At 64.2% G+C, this 14,177-nt stretch carries 12 protein-coding genes and 1 pseudogene; 4 read left to right on the top strand and 9 right to left on the bottom strand.

Annotated features, from left to right (window positions below; genetic code table 11):
- Positions 1 to 76: 76 nt before the first annotated feature.
- The 4 genes from VKP01_RS06025 to VKP01_RS06010 all read right to left on the bottom strand — a co-directional run bounded on the left by VKP01_RS06025 (position 77) and on the right by VKP01_RS06010 (position 4,697).
- Entirely contained in the window at positions 77 to 982 is a 906-nt protein-coding gene (locus tag VKP01_RS06025) for a lysophospholipid acyltransferase family protein (RefSeq protein WP_324411236.1), read from the bottom strand.
- Entirely contained in the window at positions 933 to 2,468 is a 1,536-nt protein-coding gene (locus VKP01_RS06020; protein WP_324411234.1) for a phytoene desaturase family protein, read from the bottom strand. The genes VKP01_RS06025 and VKP01_RS06020 overlap by 50 nt, the downstream gene beginning before the upstream one ends.
- A gap of 79 nt (positions 2,469 to 2,547) precedes the next feature.
- Positions 2,548 to 3,000, bottom strand: coding sequence for a DUF2141 domain-containing protein (locus VKP01_RS06015; RefSeq protein ID WP_324411232.1), 453 nt, complete (start codon positions 2,998 to 3,000; stop codon positions 2,548 to 2,550).
- 62 nt (positions 3,001 to 3,062) lie between these two features.
- Positions 3,063 to 4,697 (bottom strand): phytoene desaturase family protein, encoded by a 1,635-nt coding sequence (locus VKP01_RS06010; protein WP_324411230.1) that lies wholly within the window; start codon positions 4,695 to 4,697, stop codon positions 3,063 to 3,065.
- Positions 4,698 to 4,962: 265 nt separating this feature from the next.
- On the opposite strand from VKP01_RS06010, the gene VKP01_RS06005 reads away from it, so the two are divergent.
- Entirely contained in the window at positions 4,963 to 5,421 is a 459-nt protein-coding gene (locus VKP01_RS06005; protein WP_324411228.1) for a hypothetical protein, read from the top strand.
- A gap of 25 nt (positions 5,422 to 5,446) precedes the next feature.
- Here VKP01_RS06005 and VKP01_RS06000 read toward each other — a convergent pair whose 3' ends face one another.
- On the bottom strand, positions 5,447 to 6,268 hold the full coding sequence (locus VKP01_RS06000) for a hypothetical protein (RefSeq protein ID WP_324411226.1): 822 nt from the start codon (positions 6,266 to 6,268) through the stop codon (positions 5,447 to 5,449).
- Positions 6,269 to 6,399: 131 nt separating this feature from the next.
- Positions 6,400 to 7,422 carry a Gfo/Idh/MocA family oxidoreductase gene (locus tag VKP01_RS05995; RefSeq protein WP_324411224.1) on the bottom strand — a complete coding sequence of 341 codons (1,023 nt, stop codon included), beginning with the start codon at positions 7,420 to 7,422 and terminating at the stop codon, positions 6,400 to 6,402.
- A 353-nt stretch (positions 7,423 to 7,775) separates the two neighbouring features.
- Between VKP01_RS05995 and VKP01_RS05990 the strand changes: the two genes are divergently transcribed.
- A complete protein-coding gene (locus VKP01_RS05990; RefSeq protein ID WP_324411222.1) occupies positions 7,776 to 8,495 on the top strand; it encodes a FadR/GntR family transcriptional regulator in 720 nt (239 codons plus the stop codon).
- A gap of 152 nt (positions 8,496 to 8,647) precedes the next feature.
- Entirely contained in the window at positions 8,648 to 9,679 is a 1,032-nt protein-coding gene (locus VKP01_RS05985) for an NADP-dependent oxidoreductase (RefSeq protein WP_324411220.1), read from the top strand.
- A 23-nt stretch (positions 9,680 to 9,702) separates the two neighbouring features.
- Here the strand turns inward: VKP01_RS05985 and VKP01_RS05980 are convergent, their stop codons facing one another.
- The 3 genes from VKP01_RS05980 to moaA form a co-directional block, all read right to left on the bottom strand.
- Positions 9,703 to 10,773, bottom strand: a complete 1,071-nt coding sequence (locus VKP01_RS05980) for a fatty acid desaturase (protein WP_324411218.1) — start codon at positions 10,771 to 10,773, stop codon at positions 9,703 to 9,705.
- 344 nt (positions 10,774 to 11,117) lie between these two features.
- On the bottom strand, positions 11,118 to 12,155 hold the full coding sequence (locus VKP01_RS05975; RefSeq protein ID WP_324411216.1) for a cysteine synthase A: 1,038 nt from the start codon (positions 12,153 to 12,155) through the stop codon (positions 11,118 to 11,120).
- 93 nt (positions 12,156 to 12,248) lie between these two features.
- The gene (gene moaA / locus VKP01_RS05970; RefSeq protein WP_324411214.1) at positions 12,249 to 13,307 is read right to left on the bottom strand and encodes a GTP 3',8-cyclase MoaA; all 1,059 of its coding nucleotides are present in this window, start codon (positions 13,305 to 13,307) and stop codon (positions 12,249 to 12,251) included.
- A 325-nt stretch (positions 13,308 to 13,632) separates the two neighbouring features.
- Here moaA and VKP01_RS05965 point away from each other — a divergent pair.
- Positions 13,633 to 14,177 (top strand): annotated as a pseudogene (locus tag VKP01_RS05965) (DNA methyltransferase); the annotation flags it as partial.

Raw genomic sequence — 14,177 nt, 5'->3', positions numbered from 1 at the left:
CGCAAGAGCAGGAGGTTCAGCGCACCGAGCAGGGCCGAGAGGGCGGCGAGGGTCAGTGCGACATGGCTCAGGATTATCATGCGTCGCGCCTTCCGTGCGCCGGATCATAGCGCTCGCCCTTGAGGCGGGCGAGAATCCGCTTGGTGAAATCGAAAATGCCGCCGACCCCCGCCTTGCCTTCGATGAGAGCATCGAAGCGCGCCGGATCGCGGGTAATCACGTCTTCGCTGAGCCGATCCGCGATCCGCGTCAGTGCATCTTCGAGATACGAGAGACGCGCCGCGCGCTCCATGCCGGCGAGATCGTCGCCGGAGATCGCGTCGCCATAGGCCACGAAAGCCTCGCCGCCACGCTGCTCCCAGAAACCGTATTCGAGGGCGACGGGGACATATTGCGCATGGGGGGCGATCTCGTAGAGGTGGGCGATTCCCGGCTTGAGATCGAGCGGACGCGCGCGCACATCCATGAATCGCCCCTGCGCCGTGACCCAGATCACCGCGTCGTCATGGGCGAGGATATCCGCGCTCGCGGCAAGGAAATCCTGCGCGCCCCGGCGGCTTTCCAGATCGACGCCATAAGCGCCCATGCGCCCGAAGAAACCGTATTTCTCAAGCATTTCAGCGTCGATTGGCGCGTAGCTCGCCCGCCTGCTGAAGTGTCGCTCGGCGAGCAGGATGTAGATCGCCGCATCCCACCAGGCGGGGTGATTGGTATAGAGCACCACCGGCGCATCGTCGCGCAGAGGCGGCGCTGCGCCCCATCGGGCGAGGCGCAGCGCGTTCATGTGGCGGCGGAAATAGCGGTCGAAATAGCGCGTGAAGAAATTCACGACACGCGGCTTGCGACGCCGGGTCGGGCGCGTGGCCTCCGGCAGTCGCGCGGCGAGCCGATCCAGCCGCGCGCGGGTTGCTTCATCCGCCGCCATGGCGCCCTCAGGACGCTTGCTGGAGAGCGGGCCCGCGTGCGTCCTGGTCGAGGGCATCGGCGGCGATCCAGCCGGACATCATCACCATCGGCATGCCCGGTCCCGGATGGGCCGCGCCGCCGGCGAGATAAAGCCCCTTGACGTCGCGCGAGCGGTTGCCCGGCTTGAAGGCGCCGAGGAAGCGGCCATGGCTGGCAAGCCCGTAGATCGCGCCGTTGAGCACCTTGTAGCGATCGTGGATATCCTGCGGCGTGAGGTGGCGCTCGACCACGATCCGCTCCTCGATATCCGCCATCCCGGCAGTGCGCTTGAGCTTGTCAAGAATTACCTGACGATAGGCCGGGAACATCTGCGCCCAGTCGTGATGCGGGCGCAGATAGGGGGTGTGCACGAGCACATACAGCGCCTCGCCGCCCTCGGGCGCGACAGAGGGGTCGGTGGAACTCGGCGCGCAGAGATAGGCAGTCGGATCCGGCGCCGGCTCGCCTTTATTGTAGATGTAATCGAATTCCTCATGCGCATCGCGCGAGAAGACGAAATCGTGGTGCAGGATGTGGTCGTAGCGCTTGTTCAGGCCGAGATAGAGCACCACGCCCGAACAGGCCGGCTCGAAGCCCTTGCGATCGTAGCGCGCCCCGACATCGCCGCCGACGAGTTCGCGATAGGTGCGGATCGAGTCCATGTTGGAGACGACGCAGTCGAAGGGCTCGATGCTGCCGTCTGCGTGCTTCACGCCTCTGACCGCGCCGTTTTCCATATCGAGGCCGGTGATCTCGGTCGCGGGTTTCAGCGTCGCGCCGAGTTCGCCGGCGAGCTTCGCCAGCGCCTCCGCCACGGCGCGGGTGCCGCCCATCGGATACCAGATCCCCTCCGCCGCCTGCATATGCGCGATGGCGCACAGCACCGCCGGCGAGCCATAGGGGTTTGACCCGACATATTGTGTGAAATGGTCCAGCATCTGCGCGAGGCGCTCATCCTTGACATGGGCGCGGATGGTGCCGGCGACCGTCTTGCCCATACGCAGGCTCATCACGTCGCGCAGGGTGTCGGGGTTCAGGTTCGCGCGCACATCGATCGTGTCGAAAAGATCCTCCACCGCCTTCCAGAAGAAGAAGCGCTCGGACACGCCGTGCAGGTTTTCCGACATCGCCTGGAATTTGCGATAGCCCTCGCCATTGCCGCGCCCGGGCGCGAACCTGTCCATGGCGACGGCCATCTCCTCGACATTCTCGGCGAGATCGAAGCGGGTACCGTCATCGAAGAAGCAGCCCCATTGCGGGTCGAGGCGGCGCAGATCGAGGTAATCGTTCAGATCACGCCCGGCCTCGGCGAAAATCCGCTCCAGCACGCGCGGCACGGTGAGGATGGTCGGCCCCATATCGAAGCGAAAGCCGTCTTCGGTGAACACGGCTGCCTTGCCGCCGATCCAGTCGTTCTTGTCGTAGAGTGTCACCTCGTGGCCGCGCGCACCGAGCACGCAGGCGGATGCGAGCCCGCCCAGACCACCACCGATCACCGCCACTGTCTTCGCTGATACGCTCACGGCGCACTCCTCGTCACGTCAGGGCCCACAGCGGGCCGTTCGATCGATATGATGCCGCGAAATCGACGGCATCGGGCATTCAATTGCCGCCCATCCGCGCCAGACGCACATCAATGGTGGCCTCCTGCGGGGTAACAGGCACCTGGGCCATCGGGAAATTCGGCGGCGCCCGACGCCCGACATCGTTGGAGAAGCCATAGGGTTCGCGCGGAAGGCCGATGAAGTTCGAATCCATCCGCTCATCCATGTTGATATCGTGATAGGCAGCCACCGCATACATCCCGACGGGAACATTTTCGAAAGTAAAGCTCATCGTGCCAGGGCTCGCCGGCTGGAAGCGCCCGTCGAGGCAGCGATCTTCCGAAAAACCGCGATCACACAGCCCGACATAGACCTGGCCCTCGGTGGATTCGACATCGCTGACCCGGACCGTGACGGTCACCGTGCGGGTCTCGCCGCTCTGCGCGAAGGCGGGGTGCGCCATGGCGCTGCCGATCAGCGCCGTGAGTGCGAGAGCCGCAGCGCCCGCCATCCGTGTACCATTCCCCGTCGAAGTAGAAATCCGTCCCCGCATGCCAATCCTTTCGATTACCGTCATTCAGCAGCTTCAGTGCGCGATTGATCCGTCGCCGCGCGTTCCCTGCCATTGCCCGCCCGCCCGCGACGCTCCGCCAGATCTTCGAGCAGGAGCTTGGCACTGATGCGCGCACCCTCGTAGATCACCGGCAAGCCGGAACCGGGATGCGTGCCGCCGCCGACCAGATACACTCCGTGCCCGAAACGGTTATGCGGACGGAAGTAGAGCATCTGACCCAGATCATGCGCAAGATTGAAGGTCGCGCCTTCGTTCACACCGAAATCATTCTCCCAATCCGCCGGCGTGATGATCCGCTCGTAGCGGATGCGCTGTTCGATATCGGCAAGACCGAGCTTCTTCAGCCGCTCCAGGGTCTTTGCACGAAATTGCGGCGCGAAGGCCGCCCAGTCGGTTCCCGAGCGCAGATTGGGCACCGGCACCAGCACATACAGGCTGGTATGGCCTTTCGGTGACATTGACGGATCGTTGCGGCCGGGATTCTGGACGTAGAAGGAGAAATCCTCCGGAATGCGGCAATCACTGATGTCGCGGATGTTCTTTTCGTAATCCTTCGAGAGATAGATCGTGTGGTGTTCGAGATCGCCGACATCGCCTTCTATGCCGAGATACATCATGAAGGTCGAGCACGAGATGCGCGCCTTCTCGATTTTTCTGTCTTTCCAGCGCGGGCGATATTCCTGCGGAATCAGCTTGCGCGCCGCATGGCCGAAATCGCCGTTGATCACCACCGCATCAGCGGCTATGTGCTCCCCGTTCACCTCCACGCCAACCGCGCGGTCATTCTCGTAGATCACGCGATCGACCCCGCTGCCGAGGCGGATATCCGCGCCGAGCTGCCTTGCGACCTTGGCCATCGCCTCCGACACCGCCCCGCAGCCGCCCATCGGATGGAACACGCCGTGCTCGTATTCGAGGAAGCTCAGGATCGTGAACAGGCTCGGGCACTGGAAGGGCGACATGCCCAGATATTTCGTCTGGAAGGAGAAGGTCAGCCGTACGCGCGGATCGGAGAAATAGCGGCGCAGATCCTTGTCGACGCTCGAGAACGGACGCAGCATCGGCAGGGCCTGCAGCATGGCCGGGGAGATCACATCGGTCGGCTTGCCGAAGGGGCGCTCGAGGATCGGGCGGAAGAGATCCAGCTTGTGGCGGTTCTCCGAAAAGAAACGTTCGACATTGGCCGCATCCTGCGGCGCCATCCGGGCGATCTCCGCCGCGAGACGCGTGAGATCCGGCGTGGCGCGGACATCGCCCCCGTCTTCGAAGAGGACATGGTATTGCGGGTCGAGCTTAGTGAGCGTGACATGATCGGTGAGCCGCTCGCCGCAAGCGGCAAAGATCTCGTCCAGCACGCGCGGATAGAGGAAGAAGGTGGGGCCGATATCGAATCGGTATCCGCCCGGCGCGGTAATGGTGCGGGTGCGCCCGCCCACGACGGGAGCCTGTTCGAACATGGTGACGCGCATGCCCTGTCGGGCCAGCAGCATGGCCGATGCCAGGCCGCCAGGACCGGCGCCCACAACGACGACATGCTCGCCGCCACCGGCTTCCAGATCCCCGAGATTGCCAAGGCCCGGGCGGGGCTGGTTCGAGGCGGGAGGCGATTCTCCGTCCGGGTTCTTCATCATCATCAACCGTTGCGCTGGTGCGGTGCGGGGGGCGTGCTTTGTATATTATTGCACTCTACGTGCCTAGCTTGCATCAGGATCACCACGTTACCTCGCAAATAGTCCATTATCGATCGGTCTCCGTACTTTCGTCGCGGGCGCGGGCGCGTTATCCGTGGCGCACGGTGCGATCGGAATGCGCGCGGCGGTTTGCGATCCGGCATGAGCCGGTGGGGTTTCAAACCCACGGGCGCATTCCCATATGAGCATATTCATGCGAAAGACAGGTATGGCTGGTATTTCACTGTCCGTCGAGGGCAACAAGATTCAACTGTCCTTCCAGAAGGACGATCAGGCGACGGCCGTCTTGATGGATGCCGGAGCAGCGCGCACGCTCGCCTCCGCGCTCAACCAACTGCTCGACGCGCTTGACGACGACATGCTCGAGGCGCTCGAAGTGGATGAGGGCGATGGCGACGAGGAAGATGACGAGGCGCTGACCGAAGAGCTCATGCGGCAATTGTCGGAGGATGAGGAGACGATCGAGGGGGAAGTCGTTGACGTGACCTCACCCTCCATCGATATCGGCCTCGACGAGGACGGCCATGCCGTGATCGGTCTTCAGGCGGGGCAACTGCCCCCGTTCCTTTTGCGCCTGCGCGATGACGAAGCGCGGCACATCGCCGAAAGTCTTGGCGAAATCCTTTCCGCCCCGCGCGATGCCCGCCTCTCGCAAGGCGGGCATTGACGCACCTGGCATCCTGGCCGGAAGCTCACAATCCGAGTCCGACACGCTCCTCGAAGGTGATGCGCCTCGTCTCATCAATCGGGAAGTTGACTTCGAGGGAGAGGTCGCTCGTCTCGCCGATGACGACGAGATTGGACCGGTCCATCGGCGTCGGCGGAGCGTCGTCCTGATCGACGACGGCGATGGAGCGTGGTTGCAGAGACTGTGACCAGCAATAGAACTCGCTTACATCGAGATCGCCCTGCGTCAGGCTGCGGTCCTGCATGCAGGTGATCGTCTCGTCGGCGATCTCGAAACGTGCCTCGCCGTCTGACAGATCGACATTGTCGATGCGGTGGCGGCTTTCGCCCTCGCCGGCGATGAGCACCTCGATCGTGCCCGCGACCGTCAACTGCGTCGCATCCCCTGCGGGAAGCCCCGGCGCGTCGACCGTGATCTCGATCCACCCGTCGCGACCGCCAATGCTGAAATCGTCACGGCGCAGGAAACCGAATGCGGCACCGGGGGGCGATGGACCGCGCCAGGTCAGGCCCGGCGGGGCGCGAAACGGTTCGGTCTGGTCCTCTTCCGCAGGCCCATGTTCGACGAGCAGCGAGTGTCCTGTATCGTCTTCGAGGCGAGTGATGCGCGAGTCGCGACCAAGCCCGACCACATGTGCCGGTGGCACCGCGATACGGATGTTCATCTGCGTCCGCGCCGGGCGCATGGCATCGGCTTCGGCAGGACGTAACAGCGTCAGCCCCGTTACGGCGATCGCGGTATCTGACGCATCGTTGCCCTGTGCCGGCGCGGTGGCGGGCAGGGCGGCGAGCAGGGGCAAGAGTGCGATTTGACGTGCGATCCTCATCCGGCATCTCCTTGTTTGCCGATGGACCACGTATCCCTCATGAGTGCAGACTTGCGGGACGAGTGGCGAACCGGCGCTGTTTCGTACTGCGCCGGGTCAACCATTGCTGTGCAAAATGGTTCAGATGGTACTCACGCACCGGCGCTCGCGACGGCGCTATTGCGCCCCCGCATCGATTGCTGCGCGCGCTCCAGCACATCCATCACGGCCAGCGCCTCGGTGGGTCCGGTAATCGGCTCGGAGCCGTCGCGGATGCAATCGAGGAAATGGGCGCATTCGGCCAGAAGCGGCTCGTTCTGCTCGATCCCGACCGGGACCGGCTCGGCGCGCACGACCTGCGGATAGGCGCCGTGGAGGGAGACCTGATGCGGATAGAGCTGGAGTTTGCGATCCCAGGGCTGGGTGTCGTCGAACACGGCCATTGCCTGCGAGCCGATCACGCTGAGGCGGTGCTCCTTGTAGGGGTGCAGCCAGGAGACGTGGATCAGCGCCATCGCGCCGCCGGCAAAGCCCAGCCGCAGCGTCACCGCATCGGCGATAGCGTCGCGCAGATGCCCCTCGCCATGGGCGTCGATATGGTCGGGCGCCGCGCCGACGAGGCCGAGCGTCATCGAAACGTCGTGCGGCGCGAGGCACCACAGCGCATCTTCCTCACGTCGCACGGCGCCGAGATTGAGCCGGTTGGCATTGATACGCTGCAGGCGACCAAGCGCGCCCGAGCCCACGAGCTCCTTCAGCTTGCGATAGGCCGGGTGGAATTGCAGGATATGGCCGGTCATCATCACCCGTGACGCATCACGCGCCGCCGCGACGATCGCGACGGCTTCACCGTGATCGAGCGTTACCGGTTTTTCGATGAAGACGTGCTTGCCCCGGGCAATCGCCGCGAGGGCGAGATCCTTGTGCCCGGAAGGCGGTGTCGCGATCACGACGGCGTCGATGTCGGGGGCGGCAAGGGCCTGCTCGACGGACATGGCGCGGCAACCGAACAGAGCCACCAATGATTCGATGGTATCGGCATTGTTGTCGACGACCGCTTCCAGCGCGCCCAGCTGCGCGAAGCAGCGCACGATATTGCGCCCCCAGGCGCCGCATCCGATCACGGCCACACGTGGCTGGTCGGCGCGCGGCCCGTTTGTGCTCTCAAACGACATGACTGACTTTCGTTCCGGTAACTGTGCGCGTCGCGCGCGCAAACCGCGCGAGCGGCGTCTTCATGCGCCCTGATGCGGAAAAATTCAACCATGTGCGGATGCGGTGCCGCCGCCCGGCGCACCTGCCTGCGGCGCGCGATCCTGCATGCAACGCCTGGCCGCGACATGCACCACCCGCGCCCCAGGAGCCGGGGGGCACGCTCAAGTCTCTGCTTACGTTCAGGGATTCCTGAATCCTCGGATATGAGTTTACACAATTTTTGATAAAATTTAATGATCAATTGGCTGATACTTGATCTGTTTGCTGCCCGCAGCGTATCAGCACATATCAGCAGCCAGCGAAATGCATGACGATGACAGACAACACCGGAGCAGGCGCATGGGTCGCCAAGCAGAGGCGTTATCGCCATATCGCCGATACGTTGCGCGAGGCCATACTCTCCGGTGAGTATCGCCCCGGCGACCGCCTGCCCACGGAACGGGAGCTGGCCCAGCAATTCACCGTGTCGCGGTCTTGCGTGCGCGAAGCGTTGCTCGCGCTGGAGATCCAGGATCTCGTGCACATCCGTGTCGGCTCCGGCGTCTATGTCAACGAACGGGCCGCGCCGATGGCGACGCCTTTCGCGGCTGATGCGGCGGAGCCGCGTGTCGCCGATATCCTCAATGCACGCCTGATGTTCCAGCCGGAAATGTGCGCCGTTGCCGCACTCAACGCGACGCAGGACGACATCCATGCGCTGCAACTGCGCCATCGTGCGATCACGTCCGAAATCCATACCTGCGACGTGGCTGCGCGCCTCTACCGCGATTTCCATCTCGCCATCGTCCGCGCCACGCACAACCCGTTTGCCCACGGCCTGATGCTGAGCATCTGGCAGGCGGCGCGGGCCCATCCCGAATGGGAGAATCTGCGGCTGCTTCTGCAATCGGGTGAGCGACAGGTCCGCTGGCGCGAGGAGCACGAGACGATCCTCGCCGCGCTGGAGAGGCGCCATCGCGGTGAGGCGCGCGCAGCCATGCGCAGCCATGTGGAAAACATCATCGCCATCATTGATGAAGCCGATATGTTGTGAACTGGGCGAAACGCTCCGGCAAGGTGCCGATCCGCCTATGAAGACCTGCATCTTGCTGCTGCGCGGCTGCGATGATCTGCTGGCAGCAACGGTCAGTGAAGGTGCTCGCACGCCTTCGCGCAACAACAATCGACGAGACGAGGAAACCTGTTATGGCGCAAGACGTGAACCGCCGCTGGCTGCTGGCGGAATATCCGCAGGGCATGCCGAGCACGCAGACCTGGCGCATGGAAGAGGCGCCGCGCCCCGAGCCCGGGCCGGGGCAGATCCTGATCAGGGTCAAGTATCTCTCCGTCGATCCCTATATGCGCGGGCGCATCAGCCCGGCCAGGGGATATACCAAGGGCGTCGAGATCGGCGGGTTGATGCAGGGCGGCGGTGTCGGGGAGGTGGTCGCCTCCAACCATCCCGACTGGAAGCCGGGTGATATCGCCGAATCCATGGGTGTGGGCTGGCAGGAATACGCGGTGCTCACCCCCGACAGTGACGGACGCGGCGGGGTCAACCGCATCGATCCGGCTCTGGCGCCGATGCAGAGCTCGCTTTCCTGGCTCGGCATGCCGGGCATGACGGCCTATTTCGGGCTCTATGATGTCGGGCGTCCGCGTCCCGGCGATACGCTGGTGGTCTCGGCAGCTTCCGGCGCCGTGGGCCAACTCGTCGGGCAGCTGGCGAAACAGGCCGGCTGCCGCGTCGTCGGCATTGCCGGACGCGACGACAAGCTGGCCTGGTGCCGCGAGATCGGCTTTGATGCGGTGATCAACCATCGCACGGAAGGTGATCTCACCGGCGCCGTGGCGCAAGCCTGCCCGGATGGTGTGGACATCTTCTTCGACAACACCGCCGGCCCGATCCACGATGCGGTGATGAAGAACCTTGCCAACCATGCCCGCGTCATCCAGTGCGGGCGCATCGCGCTCGCCGACAGGGCCGGTCAGCCGGATATCGGCGAGCGCTTCATGGGGCATCTGATTGTCACCCGCGCCAGCATCCACGGCTTCCTCGTCTTCGACTGGTGGCACCGCCGCGACGAGGCCATGGCCCGCCTCGCAGCCTTGGCCCGGGAGGGCGGCATCGCCACGCGCGAGGACGTTCTCAAGGGCATCGAATCCATGCCCGAAGCCTTCATGCGCCTGATGGAGGGCCGGAATTTCGGCAAGCAGCTCGTTCGCCTCGGCGGGTGAGGCGATAACCGGGAGGCGGTCGCTCAGGCGGCCGCTGCCGGCGGCGTGGCTCGTGTGCAACTTTTGCCCCTTGCCTTCCGCGCCTCCCGGAAGGAGATCAGCCGGTGCGTGTCCTCGTCCCAGAGCACGAGCTTCACGCATCCAAGGCTTTCGCGAAAGCCGATCCGGTTGGTATCCTGCAAGGCCGGGAAATCGCGCAGCACTTCCGGCAGGCGATAGAACGGCACCTTGCTCGACAGATGATGCACGTGGTGGATGCCGATATTGCCTGTGAACCATTGCATGATCGGGGGCAGATCATAATGCGAACTGCCGTGCAGGGCGGCGTTCTGGTGGTTCCACTCCCGGCCCTGCGACCAGTGGGTCTCCTCGAACTGGTGCTGGATATAGAACAGCCACACCCCCGCCGTGGCCGCGATCAGAATGATCGGGCCTTGGACCAGCAGGAACGGGCCGAGGCCGATCAGCCAGATCAGCAGGGCGGCCATGCCGGCGATGCAGGCATTCGTCGCCAGCGTCGAGATCCAAGGCTCCCAGCCGCTGCGCATCAGGCCGACAGGCAGGCGGTACTGGCAGATGAACAACCAGGCCGGCCCGAGCCCGAACATCACCAGCGGATGCCGGTACAGCCAGTAGCGCAGCCGGCCCATACGCGAACGCGCGCGATATTCCGCGACGGTCAGCGTATCGACATCGCCGATGCCGCGCTGGTCGAGATTGCCGGCGCTGGCGTGATGGACTGCGTGCGTACGGCGCCAGTAATCATAGGGCGTGAAGGTCAGCACGCCGAGGGCGCGCCCGATCCAGTCATTCAGCGCGCGGCGCGAGAACAGCGATCCGTGCCCGCAATCATGCTGCAGCATGAACATGCGCACAAGCAGGCCCGCCGCCGGCACGGCCAGAACCGGCCCGGCCCACCGATACCCGTTCGTCACAAGCAGCGCCGCGACGGTCCATAACGCCACGAACGGCACGGCGGTGACGAGGATTTCCAAAACACCACGACGATTGTCGGGCTCGCGATAGCGGGCGAGCGCGACGTTCCAGGAGCGCGGAATCTCTGTGGTCCCGCGGGCAAAGTCGGCATGTGACAAGAAATATCCAATCCCGGAGTCAGGCCACTGGTGCAGAAAGGTTGGTGTTGAAATTCATTTAGCGCAATTGGCGCAAAGGTAAATGCCATAATCGTCCATCACGCCACCGATCTGGGGGCACCACACCTGCGTGCGTCTGTTCCGTGCGGGGGAGGGGCGAGGCCCTCATGGAAAGTCGATACGACCAAAACCCTCATCCTGCTCTGATCCCGCTGGAACGGCGCGGCTGGGCAGGTCGATGCAGTGCTGGCGCGATCTCCCTCCTCTCGGGGGTGTACAGACCGGGAAGAGGGGCGTTCTGGCGCGGCCTTGATGGCGGCGATCACGCGTGGCGTGTCGTCTGATCAGACGAGCCCCGGATCGATCACCGTCTCGCGCTCCAGCCATTCCGGCACGGGCAGGCCCTTTTCGCGCAGGAAGGCGGGGTTGTAGAGCTTCGACTGGTAGCGCGTGCCGTAGTCGCACAGGATGGTGACGATGGTCTTGCCCGGGCCGAGCTCGCGGGCGAGGCGGATGGCGCCGGCGATGTTGATGCCGGTCGAGCCGCCCATGCACAGCCCCTCCTCGCGCAACAGATCGAAGACGATCGGCAGGGCTTCCTCGTCGGAGATCTGCCAGGCATGATCGACCGGCGCACCCTCCAGATTGGCGGTGATGCGGCCCTGGCCGATCCCCTCGCTGATCGAGGAGCCGGAGGATTTCAGTTCGCCGGTGGTATAGAACGAATACAGCGCTGCGCCCATCGGATCGGCAAGCCCGATGCGGATATTGTCGTTGCGCTCCTTCAGGGCCATGCCGACACCGGCCAGCGTGCCACCGCTGCCCACGGCGCAGATGAAGCCGTCGACCTTGCCCTCGGTCTGGTCAAAGACCTCCGGCCCGGTGGTCTCGTAATGGCCCCGGCGGTTGGCGGTGTTGTCGAACTGGTTGGCCCAGATCGCGCCGTTCGGCTCGCTCCCTGCCAGCCGCTCGGCGAGGCGCCCGGAGACCTTCACGTAATTGTTGGGATTGGCATAGGGAACGGCGGGGACCTCGACGAGCTCGGCCCCGGCGAGGCGCAGCATGTCCTTCTTTTCCTGGCTCTGCGTTTCCGGGATCACGATGACCGTGCGGTAGCCCAGCGCATTGCCCACGAGCGAGAGTCCGATCCCGGTATTGCCCGCCGTACCCTCGACGATGACGCCGCCGGGGCGCAGAGCGCCGCGCCGTTCCGCGTCGCGGATGATGGCGAGCGCGGCACGATCCTTGACGGATTGCCCCGGATTCATGAACTCGGCCTTGCCCAGAATGGTGCAGCCGGTGAGCTCCGAGGCTTTCTTCAGGCGGATGAGCGGCGTATTGCCGATCGCTTCGATGATGCCGTTCTTGATATGCGCGGCCATGGCGCTTCCTCTCACAAACACGTGTTTGAGCGTGTTTTATCGCAATTCACGCAAATTGCGAGAGGAAAGAGCGCACTTTCATCTGTGACCCGCTCAGCCGCCGGTCACACTCATGTGACGGCTCACGGCCGGATTGCCCTTGTCGCCGTGCCTGGCCCGCTCGATGACGAAGTCATGCCCTTTCGGCTTGCGCGCGATGGCGTTCTGGATTGCCCGCGCGACGGGTTCGTCGCTCTCTGAGGCCCGGAGCGGCTCGCGCAGATCGGCGGCGTCTTCCTGGCCGAGGCACATATAGAGCGTGCCGGTGCAGGTGAGGCGCACGCGGTTGCAGCTCTCGCAGAAATTATGCGTCAGCGGCGTGATGAAGCCGAGCCGCCCGCCCGTCTCCTCAATCCGGACATAGCGGGCCGGGCCGCCGGTGCGGTCGGGAAGATCGGTGAGGGTGTAGCGGTCGAGCAGCGAGGCGCGCACCTGCTTGAGGGAGAGGAACTGGTCGGTGCGGTCTTCGTCGATCTCGCCCAGCGGCATCACCTCGATCAGGGTGAGATCCATGCCGCGCCCATGCGCCCATTCGATCATGGGGACGATCTCGTCCTCGTTGAAATCCTTGAGCGCGACGGCGTTGATCTTGACCTTGAGCCCCGCCGCCTGCGCGGCATCGATCCCCTGCATCACCTTGCCGAGATCGCCCCAGCGGGTGATGTGGCGGAACTTGTCGGGGTTCATCGTATCCATCGACACGTTGATGCGCTTGACGCCGCAATCGGCGAGATGCTGCGCGTGGCGGGCGAGCTGCGAGCCGTTGGTGGTCACGGTCAGCTCTTCGAGCGCGCCGCTCTCGAGATGGCGCGTCATGCCCTCGAAGAAGCGCATGATGTTGCGCCGCACGAGCGGCTCACCGCCGGTGATGCGCAGCTTCTTCACGCCCTGGCCGACGAAGACCGAGCACAGCCGGTCGAGCTCTTCGAGCGTCAAAAGGTCGCGCTTTGGCAGGAAGGTCATGTCTTCCGACATGCAATAGACGCAGCGGAAATCGCAGCGATCCGTCACCGAGACGCGCAGATAGCTGATGGTGCGACCGAACGGATCGATCAGCGGTACGGCGCTGGCGCCGGCTTGCCCCTGGGTGAAATCGCTGTCCGACGAGAACATGCGCCCTCTCTCCTCCTGATAATGCCGCGTTTTGCGGTCTTGTCTGCGCGCAAGGATAGTTGCGTATCGCTACTAATCGGATGATAGGCCGGATGGCCCGCTCTGCCAACCCGCCCGCGCGCCTGACTTTGCCTTCGGCGCCACCCATCAATGTGGCCGCTCGGGACATGGCTGGCAAGCCGGACATCTGCCGATGGGCGGTGCGGCACCCGGCGGCGGCCCCTGCTCATGGGTGGGTGCTGCGATTTTGATTCCCAAAAATTGTATCTATAATGAAAAAGTACGAATGATTGCATGATTCGGCGCCTCCAGAAACGGGTTCTTCATGAGCCAGATGCTGATCCAGACCTATCTCGCCGAGCTCGACCGGCTGCGGCGGTTCTCCGGGGCGAATTCCGAGCAGATCATCCGCGAGGCCTTCAAGGACCTGCTCAAGGGCTATGCCCGCGCGCAGCACCTGATCTTCGTTCCCGAGCTCGAATACGAGACCGGAATGAAGCGCAAGGTCTATCCCGATGGCAGCATCCTGCACGAATTGCGCGTCGCCCATGGGTTCTGGGAGGCCAAGGATACCGGCGACGATCTCGATACCGAGATCGCACGCAAGTTTCGCAACGGCTATCCGCAATCCAACATCATCTTCGAGAATTCCGAGACGGCGGTGCTGATCCAGGACCGGCAGGAGGTGATGCGCTGCGCCATGCGCGATGTCGATGCGCTGGCCGCCCTGCTGGAGCGCTTCTTCGCCTGGGAGCGGCCGGAGATCGCGGAATTCCGCGCCGCAGTCGCCCAGTTCAAGCGCGACCTTCCCGCCGTGCTCGACGCCTTGCGCGAGAAGATCGATACCGCCTATGCGGCCAACGCGCCCTT

Origin of the sequence: Saliniramus sp. (assembly GCF_035311605.1) — a bacterium.
Classification (GTDB): domain Bacteria; phylum Pseudomonadota; class Alphaproteobacteria; order Rhizobiales; family Beijerinckiaceae; genus Saliniramus.
The sequence above is the reverse complement of the archived record's forward strand: the minus strand, read 5'-3'. Positions and strand labels throughout refer to the sequence as shown.

Coding starts and splice junctions, on each gene's coding strand:
- VKP01_RS06025 (WP_324411236.1), bottom strand. CDS start 982: ATGCCCTCGACCAGGACGCACGCGGGCCCGCTCTCCAGCAAGCGTCCT.
- VKP01_RS06015 (WP_324411232.1), bottom strand. CDS start 3,000: ATGGCGGGCGCTGCGGCTCTCGCACTCACGGCGCTGATCGGCAGCGCC.
- VKP01_RS06010 (WP_324411230.1), bottom strand. CDS start 4,697: ATGATGATGAAGAACCCGGACGGAGAATCGCCTCCCGCCTCGAACCAG.
- VKP01_RS06005 (WP_324411228.1), top strand. CDS start 4,963: ATGGCTGGTATTTCACTGTCCGTCGAGGGCAACAAGATTCAACTGTCC.
- VKP01_RS06000 (WP_324411226.1), bottom strand. CDS start 6,268: ATGAGGATCGCACGTCAAATCGCACTCTTGCCCCTGCTCGCCGCCCTG.
- VKP01_RS05995 (WP_324411224.1), bottom strand. CDS start 7,422: ATGTCGTTTGAGAGCACAAACGGGCCGCGCGCCGACCAGCCACGTGTG.
- VKP01_RS05990 (WP_324411222.1), top strand. CDS start 7,776: ATGACAGACAACACCGGAGCAGGCGCATGGGTCGCCAAGCAGAGGCGT.
- VKP01_RS05985 (WP_324411220.1), top strand. CDS start 8,648: ATGGCGCAAGACGTGAACCGCCGCTGGCTGCTGGCGGAATATCCGCAG.
- VKP01_RS05975 (WP_324411216.1), bottom strand. CDS start 12,155: ATGGCCGCGCATATCAAGAACGGCATCATCGAAGCGATCGGCAATACG.
- moaA (WP_324411214.1), bottom strand. CDS start 13,307: ATGTTCTCGTCGGACAGCGATTTCACCCAGGGGCAAGCCGGCGCCAGC.